We start from the raw sequence: 12,163 nt of genomic DNA, 5'->3' as shown, positions 1-12,163 counted from the left end.
CAAATCCCAAAACACCAATATCTATATGAACTTTCCTTTCCCCTTATCGGGACGGCAAAGGTAAAACTTATTTCCTTTCAGGCAAATATTTAAATGAATTTTTACAAACTTTTTTTAAACACAACCTTACAGTAAACTAGCAGAACGTCTTTGTCAATGCGGGTGCAAAAGTAACCCCCTTTTTCAGTTTCGCAAACTTTTCACAACCTTTTTTTGAAGAAAATTTAACATCACATCCTAAAACGCTGGACATCAGAAATGTTCGGAAAGTTCGTGAAGTTCAGAAGATCGTGATGTTCGGAAGATCGGAAGATCAGAAGTTCGAGAGGATGAGCAGGCTTAAGATCTTTACCAACTTACCAATGGGCTCAAACTGCGTGAGGGATCGCAGCGGAAATCCTTTCACCGCAGCGCAGCGAAGGCAAAAGATTATAGCGAAGAGCCCGACCGCGTTGCCGTGCGAGAGCTAAGGAAATGCGGAAACGCTATTAGAAAAATGCTAGTCCTGGCCTGGGGATTTCTTTCCCAGTTTATTCACCCAATAGTCAGAGATTTTCTGGTAATCAATGGCAAAAGGAGCATCCTGACGCGACAACCTACCGCTCTTGAAGGCGCGGACCAATATCGTCTCTATCAGATAATCCTCATTGACGACCATAGGTTCATACTTGGTCTTCAGATTGATGTCGAATAACTTCGCGGTACTGTTTGACCAAAACGCCTTCCAGCCACTTTTATATTCCTTAATAAGGTCAAAGGTACTACTTCCTGTCTGCCGGAAAATTAGCTTCACCAGGATCTGACCGTCTTTACGTGATAATTTCTTCAACTGGGGCTTGAACTGGTTGTCCAGATAGTCCTCGACAATCTTAAAATATTTCTTTTTATCACGATTGGATTTCAGCTTCGCCATGCCTGCATTCAATGCGGTAAGGTTTGCGGCAGTCGACTTTGCATAGGGATATACTTTATATACGCGGCGCTGGAGGATGGCAAACTGTTTGCGGCTCTCTGCGTCTTCCTTATATTTAGTCATGTCGATGACCACCTCCTCCAATCCCACAGTGGGCAATGTAATGGTGTCGGGTTCGTTCAGATAGTCGTCGCGCTTATCCGGTTTTTCCTCCTGTGCAGCAGCAACCGCTGTCATGAAAAGTGCAATCACAAGGAACCTGAGTACTTTCATATGTGGCAATTTTATTTCCAAAATTATACATTAATACGTATTAAACTCTAATATCAAATTTATATTTTAGCAAAAAATATTTTTTATGGCCAACGAAACAATACTGAATAAAAGTTCTCTGGATTTTCTTGAAAAATACCTCAACAATGCTTCTCCTACGGGTTATGAAGCTGCCGGACAAAAACTGTGGATGGATTACCTTCGACCTTATGTAGATACATTCATTACGGATACGTACGGGACTGCTGTTGGGGTAATCAATCCCGATGCCAAATATAAGGTGGTCATCGAAGGGCATGCTGACGAAATTTCGTGGTACGTAAATTATATCACCGATGACGGGCTGATTTATGTCATCCGGAACGGCGGATCCGACCACCAGATTGCACCCTCAAAACGCGTGAACATCCATACCAAAAACGGAATCGTAAAAGGGATTTTTGGCTGGCCGGCGATCCATACCCGGAACCGCGATAAAGAAGAGCATCCAAAAATTGACAATTTATTCATTGATATTGGATGTGACAAAAAGGAGGAAGTTGAAAAGATGGGCGTCCATGTCGGCTGCGTGATTACGTATCCGGATGAATTCATGGTGTTGAACGGGGACAAGTTCGTCTGCCGTGCCATCGACAACCGCATGGGCGGGTTTATGATTGCCGAAGTGGCACGAATGCTGCATGATAATAAGAGAATCCTGCCATTTGGACTGTATATCACGAACTCTGTGCAGGAGGAAGTGGGTTTGCGCGGTGCCGAAATGATTACCAATACCATCAAACCTAATGTTGCAATCGTGACTGACGTTTGCCACGACACCACCACCCCGATGATCAACAAGAAAATCGAGGGTGAAACCAAAATCGGTAAAGGTCCTGTGATTACTTATGCCCCTGCGGTTCAAAACAACCTGCGCGACCTTATTATCGAGGCTGCCGAGAAAAACAGCATTCCGTTTCAAAGGCTTGCGTCTTCACGCGTCACCGGAACAGATACAGACGCTTTTGCATACAGTAATGGGGGTGTTGCGTCGGCGTTAATTTCGTTGCCTTTGAGATACATGCACACAACCGTTGAAATGGTTCACCGTGAAGATGTTGAAAATGTAATCCGACTGATTTACGAGTCGTTGCTCCAAATCGAAAATGAGAATACATTTTCGTACTTTTAGTCACTTATAGAAACGAAAAAGCACCATACCTGTTCGCTCTTGATGGTGCTTTTTCTAACTAAACAAAATAATAAACCCTTTATTTTTTCGCAATCCCTTTAAGGTATTCAATGGCTTCAGTGGCTTTTGAATTCTCTGCGTGTTTCATGGCTGTGAAACCTTTAGCGTCTTTTGCTTTCACGTCCGCGCCATTTTCTACCAATAGCTTCATAATGGCGACCTGATTGTAACGTGCGGCAAACATTAACGGTGTCATTCCGTTTGAGGTTTCATTGACACTCGCGCCATATTCTATAAATTTCTTTACGACTTCTATGTCGCCTTTTGCAATAGCCAGGCATAACGGCGATCCTGTATATCCTGCCAATTCCGGCTTTGGTTTTACAACAGTGTTTTCTGCTGCGATAGCCACATTTGTCAATGACAATACAGCGATTCCTAAATAAATGATCGATTTTTTCATGATGATAATGATTAAAGTGTATGATTGAATGATTGTAGTGTACTAAAAAGATGCAGCTTAATTTACAAGCTGTTTTTTAAGGCTTACAGGGTTTTTCCTGGCTTTCTTTTTTGTGGATGGTGTTGATTTCTTAGGAGATACCCGTGCCTCAGTGATTTTGAGGTCGGAAGCGATGACGTCGTCGATTGTCCTGTTGTATTTCTTAAGATTCCCTAATTCCGAATTGATTAGGCTCGGATCAGCTGACGAAACGAATTTTGCATCAGCGTTTGAAAGGTCTGCAGCGAAGGCTGCGTGGATTGTAGTGCAAAACACTACGGCAAGCGTTGTGATTGATTTTTTCATGATGATTGATTTTGTCCTCCGCGCCGAACGTGTCGGTGATGCTTTGGGTGATGATTGATGATTTAATCTTGATTACCTGAATAGACGCTATCGGTATTAATATGTTACAAACCAATACAAAAAAAATGAAATTTTAACATTTATATTTATAATCTGTATAATTCATAAACGCCGAAAACCGCCTGATAGAGCGGTTTTGAGCGTACTTTTAGAATAAAATTATTTCTTTAGAAAATCAGAGACATTTTTTTCTATCCGTTCTGCGATGTCATGTATATTGGCTTTGACGAACGGCTCTCCGAGTATGTTTTCATACAATTCAATGTAACGCTCGGAGACGCTGTTGATGTACTCGGCTGTCATTTCTGGGATTTGCTGCCCTTCTTTTCCCTGGAAACCGTTGGCGATCAGCCATTGGCGAACGAATTCCTTAGACAATTGCTTCTGGTCTTCGCCGCTGTCCTGCCTTTGCTGGTATCCTTCTGCATAAAAATATCTTGAGGAATCCGGTGTATGGATTTCGTCGATTAGGACAATCTTCCCATCCTTGGTTTTCCCAAACTCATATTTGGTGTCTACGAGGATTAGTCCTCGTCCAGCCGCGATGTGCGCGCCCCGCTGGAAAAGTGCCTGTGTGTAATGTTCTAATACGAGATAATCTTCTTCCGAAACAATGCCACGTGACAGGATGGCTTCTCTGGAAATGTCCTCGTCGTGTTCGCCATTGTCTGCTTTGGTAGTGGGTGTGATGATGGGCTGCGGGAACTTATCATTTTCTTTCATGCCGTCAGGAAGTGCGACACCACAAAGCGTCCTTTTGCCTGCGTGATATTCCCTGGCCGCGTGTCCTGACAAATATCCCCTGATCACCATCTCTACTTTAAAAGGGGCACACAAATGGCCAATGGCAACATTAGGATCCGGCGTGGCGATAAGCCAGTTTGGGACAATGTCCTGTGTGAGCTCCATAAAACGCGTCGCGATCTGATTCAGCATCTGTCCTTTAAACGGAATGCCTTTTGGTAGTACCACGTCAAATGCGGAAAGCCTGTCTGTGGCTACCATGACGAGCAGTTCGTCGTTGATGTTATAGACGTCGCGGACTTTGCCATGATAAACGGCTTTTTGTCCCGGGAAATTAAAATCGGTGTGGGTGATCGTGTTGTTCATTGTGTTGTTGTTTAAGGGCGCAAATTTAAATCATTTCAGACAGAAACGTTTTATAAAAAAAGGTTTCTCAGTTAAAAATGTGCACGAGCATTTCGCGGAGCAGGTCACCATTGGAAAGCGCGTTGGCACCGACACCTTTACTTTTCACATCGATCTGACGCAATGTGGCGACAACGGCACTTACCTTTTTCATTGGGTAATTCCGTAGCGCGACATCGTAATCTTTCAGGAAGTAGGGATTCACCTTGAGTACTGACGCTACATTCTTTGGATTTTTATCCTTCAATCCGTGGTACTGCAACAGGCTTACAAAGAAGCTGAAAACCTGTGCGGTGGTGACGACCATCGGGTTGTCTTTCGGATTTTCGGCGAAGTAATGTGCAATCTGGTAGGCCTTTAGCTGGTTCTTGTCGCCAATGGCCTTGCGGAGTTCAAATACATTGTAATCTTTGCTGAAGCCGATATTGTCTTCGATGTGTTTTGCGTTGATTGTCGTGCCTTTGGGCAAAATGATCTGGAGTTTCTCGAGTTCGTTGTTGATTTTACTCAGGTCGGTGCCCAGGAATTCGACCAGCATCGCGTTCGCTTTGGGTTCGATGGCATATCCTTTGCCTTGCAGCACACGGCTGATCCACTGCCCTACCTGGTTCTCATACAACTTCTTGCTTTCATAAACGAGTCCGTGCTTGTCCAACAGTTTTGTCACTTTTTTTCGTTTGTCCAACGTTTTGTATTTGTAACAAAACACGAGCACCGTGGATGGCATCGGGTTATCGGCATAGCTCTCCAGCTTGTCGATGGTTTTGGTCAGGTCCTGCGCTTCTTTGACGATGACCACCTGCCGTTCGGCCATCATCGGGTAGCGTTTTGCCGTACCTATAATGTCTTCCATAGTGACATCACGGCCGTACAGTACGGTTTGGTTAAATCCTTTTTCGTCTTCCGAGAGTACATTTTGCTCGATGTAATCTGACAGTTTATCAATATAATAGGGCTCCTCGCCCATCAGGAAATAGATGGGTTTGATGTTTCCGCCTTTGATATCATTTACAATTTTTACTACTTCGTCCATCGTATCATTTATGTGGTGCCAGGTTCAGGGTGCACGCAAATGTATTTCTCATTACCTTTGCAGCATGCAGCCACTCAATTTTCCGCCTTATGCGTTTCGGTTCAAAAATAGCGAAAATAAAGTCGCCATCTTCGACCCCATCCGTAAAAAATTTGTGATCCTGACGCCTGAGGAATGGGTCCGCCAACATGTTGTACAGTTCTTATTGCTGGATAAAAAGTACCCGATCTCGCATGTCAATGTGGAAAAGCTGCTCAAGGTAAACGACTTAACGAAACGGTACGACGCGGTAGTATTTAATCCCGATGGTTCCATTAGGATCCTGGTAGAATGTAAGGCACCCGAAGTGAAAATCACGCAAACCACGTTTGACCAGATTGCGCGGTATAACCTGACAATGGGTGCTGAATATCTTGTGGTAACGAATGGGCATAATCACTATTTTTGCCGAATGGATTTTGAGAACCAATGTTATGTCTTCCTTCCTGAACTGCCTGCATTCGGGGTAAATCTATCGTTGATATGAAGATCGCCGTCGTTATCCTGAACTGGAACGGCCGGCAGCTGCTGGAGCAATTCCTGCCCGGTGTTGTCCGCAATTCTCCTGACGCTGTCGTGTATGTGGCTGACAATGCTTCTACCGATGACTCCATTGCATTTGTCGCGCGGGAATTTCCTTCAGTGAAAATTATCCGGAATGCCGGGAATTTTGGCTTTGCGAAGGGATACAACACGGCATTGCAGTTTGTGGATGAAGAAATTTACGCATTGGTGAATTCCGATATTGAAGTGACTGAAAACTGGTTGGACCCGATTGCGGATACTTTTGCAAATGAGCCCGATACGGCGATCATACAGCCGAAGATCCTCGATTTTAAAAATAAGGCGCTGTTTGAATATGCCGGTGCCGGCGGTGGCTTTATCGATCAATTTGGTTATCCGTTTTGCAGGGGGCGTGTCTTTGATACGGTGGAACAAGATGAAGGACAATACGACGACGCGATCGAGATTTTCTGGGCATCGGGGGCTTGTTTCTTTATCCGGAGGGATATTTACAGGATGCTTAACGGATTTGACGACAGCTTTTTTGCGCACCAGGAAGAGATTGACCTGTGCTGGCGGGCGTTTAACCACAATGTCAGGATTAAGTACATTCCGCAGTCGGTGGTGTACCACGTGGGCGGCGCGACACTGCAGCAGGGCAATCCGCGGAAAACGTACCTGAATTTCCGAAACTCGCTGTTGATGCTTACCAAGAATCTTCCCAAAGACAAACTTTATCTGATCCTGCTCCAACGGATGGTACTTGATGGGTTGGCCGGGATGCAGTTTGTCGCTAAAGGAAAATGGAAACACTTCTTCGCCATATTGCAGGCGCATGGCGCTTTCTATCGCCTTTTTTCGAGCGCTTACCGGAAAAGGGCATCTTTTCAGTCCAAAGAATACTACAAAATAAAAAGTATCGTTGTGGCTTATTACGTGCAGGGTAAAAAGACGTTCTTAAAACTGTTTTAACAATAGTTTAGGGTTCGGAATTTTAACATTTGCAATTAAAAGGCTTAATTTTGTACGTTGAAAAACTAAAACACACTTATTATGAGAAAAATCATTTTAGCGCTTTCGGTAATTGGCATGCTGACCGTTACCTCTTGCGGCACGAAGAAGAAAATCGCGGCTTTGGAAGCCAAGAATAAGGAAATCCAGGATTTACTTAACTCAACGACTGTTAAGCTAAACCTGTGCCTGACTGAGAAAGAGGCCATGGCAGCGCAGATGGAGTTCCTAAAAAAGAACAACACCGACCTGATCAACAATATGGGCAACATGACTACCCTGACTACGCAGGGGGCACAGAACATCGAGAAAGCACTTGAAACGATTAAGGAGAAAGACCTTAAGATTACGCGGATGCAGGATGCGCTGACGAAGAAAGACAGTGTGACACTGGCGCTGGTTACCAGCCTGAAACGTGAAGTGGGCATCTCTGACCCGGATATTGAAGTGAATGTCGAGAAAGGCGTTGTCTTCATCTCCATCGCCGATAAATTGCTGTTTAAAAGCGGCAGCTACGTTGTGAGCGACCGGGCGAAAGAAATCCTTGGCAAGGTAGCGAAGGTGATCAACAGCAAACCGGACTTCGAATGCATGGTGGAAGGCCATACGGATAACGTACCTTTTATCAGCAATGGCACGTTGCTTGACAACTGGGATTTAAGTGTGAAACGTGCGACGTCGATCGTCAGGGTGCTTACCAAAGACCTTAAAGTAAATCCTGCACAGCTGATTGCGGCGGGACGAAGCGAATATATTCCGTTAGTGGATAACAATAATGCAGAAAACAGGGCGGTGAACAGGAGAACGAGGATTATCGTCCTGCCAAAAATCGACCAGTTTTATGAAATGATTGAAAAAGAAATGAAGGGACAAAAGTAATTGCGATCTCTTTTTGATAAATCCCCGGGCGAACCCCGGGGATTTTTTTATTAGGGTAATTGCAGCCGAGCCTGTTATTAAATTTAACAATGATGTGGGTTTTTTTTAACACATTTAATCGAAATTGTTATTTAAATTCGCGCTCCAACAATTATTATCACTATAAATGACTTTTTCCTCTACAAAAAGATATTCGATATGGCATGTGGGATTGATTGCACTTTTGGCTGTCTGTCTCGCGCTTGCGACCGCCCACTTTTTTACCGGTGATAAGAGCAAGGATACCGTCAATAGCAATAACACCGCATCTGTCGCCTGCAATTTCAATGTGAAACGGCTTGCCGGATACCGTTATGTGCGGCCGTTGATGTTTGTGGATGGTGAATGCGAGTCGGAGAACCTGATGGCGACCAAATCAAAAGTAAATGGGATCATTGAAGCCTACAAAAGAGATAAAGGTGTTACGGGTGCTTCGATGTATCTGCGGTCAGGAACGGATTGGATCAATGTCAATGAAGGCGAACAGTTTGAGCCGGGATCGTTATTTAAAGTGCCGGTGATGATTGCCATCCTGAAGATGGATGAGGACAATCCCGGGTTCCTGAATAAGCGCGTGGCTTACTCGAAGGTGTACGACGTAAATAAAAAAGTCGCGTATGCCGCAAAATCTATTGTATTGGGGCAAACCTATACCATAAGGCAATTGCTGGAATACATGATCCGCTATTCTGATAACAATGCAACCGCGTTGCTTGAAACGTATATGAAGCCTGAAATCCTGCAAAAGTTATTTGCTGACCTTGGCCTGGAGGTACCGAATATCTACGCGGCCCATTACTTTTTTACTTCTTCTCAATATTCATTGTTTATACGCTCAATCTACAACGCCGGATATCTAAACATTGATAATTCGGAGTTTGCTGCAGAGCTGCTCAGCGAATGTGAATTCAAGGATGGCATCATGAAAGGACTTCCTGCCGGGACTAAAGTGGTTCATAAGTTTGGTGAAGCCGGCAATCCTGATGAATTGCAGCTGCATGAGTCGGGTATCGTGTACCTTGATGGGAAATCGTACCTGTTGACGGTCATGACCAAAGGAAAAGACAACAAAGTATTGTCAGATTTGATTGGTGATATCTCGAAAGCGGTGTATGACGACATGCAGGCCGCGCAGTAACTACAGGATATCGAGGCTCCCCTTCCCTTCCCTTACGACTACGGGCTCAAAACCTGACAGATCAATGATCGTGGACGCGTGGTTGTCGCCATAGCCGCCATCAATTACGATATCGACGAGGTTTTGCCACTTCTCAAAGATCAGTTCAGGATCGGTGGAATATTCCAGTACCTCATCGTCGTCATGGATCGACGTGGACACTATTGGATTGCCTAATTTTTCCACGAGACAACGCGCAATGTTATTGTCCGGGACACGGATGCCCACGGTGGTCTTCTTCTTAAACTCTTTTGGGAGGTTGTTGTTGCCGGGCAGGATAAAGGTGTAAGGTCCCGGAAGCGCGCGCTTCAATAATTTGAACGTGGCGGTATCAATTTGCCGTACATAATCCGATAGGTTGCTCAGGTCGTAGCATACGAACGAGAAATTGGCCTTTTCGAGCTTGATTCCTTTGATCTTGGCAATGCGCTCGAGTGCGCGGCTGTTCGTAATGTCGCAGCCAAGTCCATAAACGGTATCTGTCGGGTAAATGACGAGTCCGCCGTCGCGCAGTACATTGACTACTTTCATGATCGCGGCTTCGTTGGGCTTGTCGTTGTATATTTTTATGAATTGGGCCATGAGAATTAGGAATTGATAATTAATAATTAATAATTTATATTTAATAGTGGCGGGTTGGAAAACGCAGGACCATTAGGTAACAAGATTAGTGTTATTAATTGTTAATTGTTAATTGTTAATTAATGACGTCTAGTTTTGCGAAGCGCAGCAATAATTTCTTGATGCCGCCGACGTCAAAACGGATTTCGGCTTTCTTATCTGCGCCGGCGCCTTCGATGCTGACGACTTCGCCTTTGCCGAAACGTTCGTGCATGACGGTATTGCCGACTGCGAGGTTTGAGTCTGGGATACCGGCCGCCCTCTGCGTACTCACGGGTTTCAGGCGCCGGATTGGGCTGTCGGGCCGCGGTTCGTTGTCGGTGATGTATTTGGGCGGTGTGCTGTGTACGGGTTTGTTTTGGCGCAGCTTCGACTTGTCGACATCGCCGAAGATATCGGCATCAATCATCGGGCGGTAGCGGTAGTTGTTCTCTTCGGGGGTCAGGTATTCGAGGTATTCGCCGTTGATTTCCTCAATGAACCGCGAGGGTTCGCTGTCGGTGAGTTTTCCCCAACGGTAACGCGACTGTGCATAGGTCAGGTAGGCCTGGTGTTCGGCGCGGGTCAGCGCGACATAGAACAATCGGCGTTCTTCCTCGAGTTCGCTGCGGGTGCTCATGCTCATCGCGCTCGGGAACAGGTCTTCTTCCATCCCGACAACGAAGACATACGGGAATTCGAGGCCTTTGGCGAGGTGGATGGTCATCAGGGCCACACGGTCGTCATCGCCGGTGTCGTTGTCGAGGTCCGTAGCGAGTGCGACGTCCTCCATGAACTCGGATAATGCCCCGCGGGCGCCGTCAATCTCCTTTTGGCCTTCGATGAAATCCTTGATCCCGTTGAGCAGCTCTTCGATGTTCTCGATGCGCGCGATGCCTTCGGGTGTTGCGTCTTTCTTTAGCTCCTGTACCAGACCGGTTTTCTTCGTGATGTGGTCGGCCATGAAGAATGCGTCGTGGGTTTCGTTCAACACCTGGAAGCTTCGGATCATGGTTACGAAATCGGCGATCTTGTTCTTGGTACCGGCGTTGAGTTTCAGGTCGATCTTGTCGATGTTCTGCATCACTTCAAACATGGAGCGTTTGTAGTGGTTTGCGGCAATTGTAATCTTTTCTATGGTGGTGTTGCCGATCGCGCGTGCCGGATAATTGATCACGCGTACGAGCGCTTCTTCGTCTTTCGGGTTCAGGACGAGGCGCAGGTAGCACAATACGTCCTTGATTTCCTTGCGTTGGTAGAATGACAGTCCGCCATAGATGCGGTACGGGATGTCACGTTTGCGCAGGGCGTCTTCCATGGCGCGGGACTGGGCGTTTGTGCGGTATAGGATTGCGAAGTGGCCATTGTTCAATTGGTTTTGCATCTTCTGCTCGAAGATGGTGCTGGCCACGAAACGTCCTTCTTCGCCATCGGTCATGCTGCGGTGCACCTTGATGCGCGGGCCGTCGTCGTTTGCGGTCCATACGATCTTATCGAGCTTCACCTTGTTCTTGTCGATAATCGAATTTGCCGCTTCGACGATATTCTTCGTGGAACGGTAGTTTTGCTCGAGGCGGTAGGTCTTTACGCCTTCATAATCTTTCTGGAAGTTCAGGATGTTGTTGATGTTTGCACCGCGGAATGCATAGATGCTCTGTGCATCGTCGCCTACGACGCAGATGTTCTGGAAACGGTCTGAAAGTGCGCGGACAATCAGGTATTGGGAGTGGTTCGTATCCTGGTACTCATCGACGAGGATGTAGCGGAACCGGTTTTGGTATTTTGACAGCACATCGGGGAAGCGCGACAGCAGTTCGTTGGTCTTCAGCAACAGGTCGTCGAAGTCCATCGCGCCGGCTTTGAAGCAACGGTCGACATAGTTCTGGTAAATTTCCCCGATGCGCGGTTTTTTCGACATCGCATCGGCTTCCTGTAGTTCGGGATCGTTGAAATAGGCTTTGACGGTGATCAGGCTGTTCTTATACGAAGAGATCCTGCCGAATACCTGCTTTGGCTTATAAATATCCTTGTCGAGCTGCATTTCCTTGATGATTGCGGAGATCAGCCGGACGGAATCCTGGGTGTCATAAATCGTGAAATTTGACGGATAGCCGAGCTTGTCTGCCTCTGCGCGCAGGATCCTGGCGAATACGGAGTGGAATGTCCCCATCCAGAGGTTCTTGGCTTCGGTGGATCCGACGATATCGGAAATCCTTTTCTTCATTTCGCGTGCGGCCTTGTTTGTAAAGGTGAGAGCGAGGATGTTGAAGGCATCGACGCCCAGGCTCATCAGGTAGGCGATGCGGATGGTTAGAACGCGTGTTTTCCCTGATCCGGCGCCGGCAATGATGATCATGGGGCCGTCTTTGTGGAGTACCGGCTGCTGCTGGGCTTCGTTGAGTTGGCTGATATGGTGCTGCATGTTTCTTTTTCGTGTGACGCAAAGATAATTGAAAGTTCGTAAGATTGGAAGTTTGGGAGATCGGAAGTTGGGGAGAACGAGAGTG

The 12,163-nt window shown here is 46.2% G+C and carries 12 protein-coding genes; 5 read left to right on the top strand and 7 right to left on the bottom strand.

Annotation, left to right across the window (positions count from 1 at the left end):
* Positions 1–499 precede the first annotated feature (499 nt).
* Complete coding sequence (locus CFE23_RS15990) at positions 500–1,186, bottom strand: DUF4294 domain-containing protein (RefSeq protein ID WP_291090252.1); 687 nt, start codon at positions 1,184–1,186, stop codon at positions 500–502.
* A gap of 85 nt (positions 1,187–1,271) precedes the next feature.
* Here CFE23_RS15990 and CFE23_RS15985 point away from each other — a divergent pair, with 85 nt between their 5' ends.
* Positions 1,272–2,357, top strand: a complete 1,086-nt coding sequence (locus CFE23_RS15985; RefSeq protein ID WP_291090250.1) for a M42 family metallopeptidase — start codon at positions 1,272–1,274, stop codon at positions 2,355–2,357.
* Between the two features lie 79 nt (positions 2,358–2,436).
* Here the strand turns inward: CFE23_RS15985 and CFE23_RS15980 are convergent, their stop codons facing one another.
* The 4 genes from CFE23_RS15980 to holA form a co-directional block, all read right to left on the bottom strand.
* Positions 2,437–2,820 carry an ankyrin repeat domain-containing protein gene (locus CFE23_RS15980; RefSeq protein ID WP_291090247.1) on the bottom strand — a complete coding sequence of 128 codons (384 nt, stop codon included), beginning with the start codon at positions 2,818–2,820 and terminating at the stop codon, positions 2,437–2,439.
* A gap of 57 nt (positions 2,821–2,877) precedes the next feature.
* The gene (locus tag CFE23_RS15975; RefSeq protein WP_291090245.1) at positions 2,878–3,165 is read right to left on the bottom strand and encodes a hypothetical protein; all 288 of its coding nucleotides are present in this window, start codon (positions 3,163–3,165) and stop codon (positions 2,878–2,880) included.
* Between the two features lie 219 nt (positions 3,166–3,384).
* Complete coding sequence (locus CFE23_RS15970; protein WP_291090242.1) at positions 3,385–4,335, bottom strand: phosphoribosylaminoimidazolesuccinocarboxamide synthase; 951 nt, start codon at positions 4,333–4,335, stop codon at positions 3,385–3,387.
* Between the two features lie 67 nt (positions 4,336–4,402).
* Positions 4,403–5,407: a DNA polymerase III subunit delta gene (holA, locus tag CFE23_RS15965; RefSeq protein WP_291090239.1), complete on the bottom strand. Its 1,005-nt coding sequence runs from the start codon at positions 5,405–5,407 to the stop codon at positions 4,403–4,405.
* A gap of 64 nt (positions 5,408–5,471) precedes the next feature.
* Between holA and CFE23_RS15960 the strand changes: the two genes are divergently transcribed.
* The 4 genes from CFE23_RS15960 (at position 5,472) to CFE23_RS15945 (ending at position 9,017) form a co-directional block, all read left to right on the top strand.
* Entirely contained in the window at positions 5,472–5,933 is a 462-nt protein-coding gene (locus tag CFE23_RS15960) for a type I restriction enzyme HsdR N-terminal domain-containing protein (RefSeq protein WP_291090236.1), read from the top strand.
* Positions 5,930–6,922, top strand: a complete 993-nt coding sequence (locus CFE23_RS15955; protein ID WP_291090233.1) for a glycosyltransferase family 2 protein — start codon at positions 5,930–5,932, stop codon at positions 6,920–6,922. The genes CFE23_RS15960 and CFE23_RS15955 overlap by 4 nt, the downstream gene beginning before the upstream one ends.
* An 81-nt stretch (positions 6,923–7,003) precedes the next feature.
* Positions 7,004–7,840: an OmpA family protein gene (locus tag CFE23_RS15950; protein WP_291090230.1), complete on the top strand. Its 837-nt coding sequence runs from the start codon at positions 7,004–7,006 to the stop codon at positions 7,838–7,840.
* A 166-nt stretch (positions 7,841–8,006) separates the two neighbouring features.
* Positions 8,007–9,017, top strand: coding sequence for a serine hydrolase (locus CFE23_RS15945; protein ID WP_291090227.1), 1,011 nt, complete (start codon positions 8,007–8,009; stop codon positions 9,015–9,017).
* Here the strand turns inward: CFE23_RS15945 and CFE23_RS15940 are convergent, their stop codons facing one another.
* Both CFE23_RS15940 and CFE23_RS15935 read right to left on the bottom strand, forming a co-directional pair.
* Positions 9,018–9,638 (bottom strand): L-threonylcarbamoyladenylate synthase, encoded by a 621-nt coding sequence (locus CFE23_RS15940; RefSeq protein WP_291090224.1) that lies wholly within the window; start codon positions 9,636–9,638, stop codon positions 9,018–9,020.
* Between the two features lie 115 nt (positions 9,639–9,753).
* Positions 9,754–12,078: a UvrD-helicase domain-containing protein gene (locus CFE23_RS15935; protein ID WP_291090221.1), complete on the bottom strand. Its 2,325-nt coding sequence runs from the start codon at positions 12,076–12,078 to the stop codon at positions 9,754–9,756.
* Positions 12,079–12,163 lie beyond the last annotated feature (85 nt).

The sequence above is a fragment of the Flavobacterium sp. BFFFF1 genome (assembly GCF_002256285.1).
Classification (GTDB): Bacteria; Bacteroidota; Bacteroidia; order Flavobacteriales; family Flavobacteriaceae; genus Flavobacterium.
This window is presented reverse-complemented; position numbering and strand designations above follow the sequence as displayed.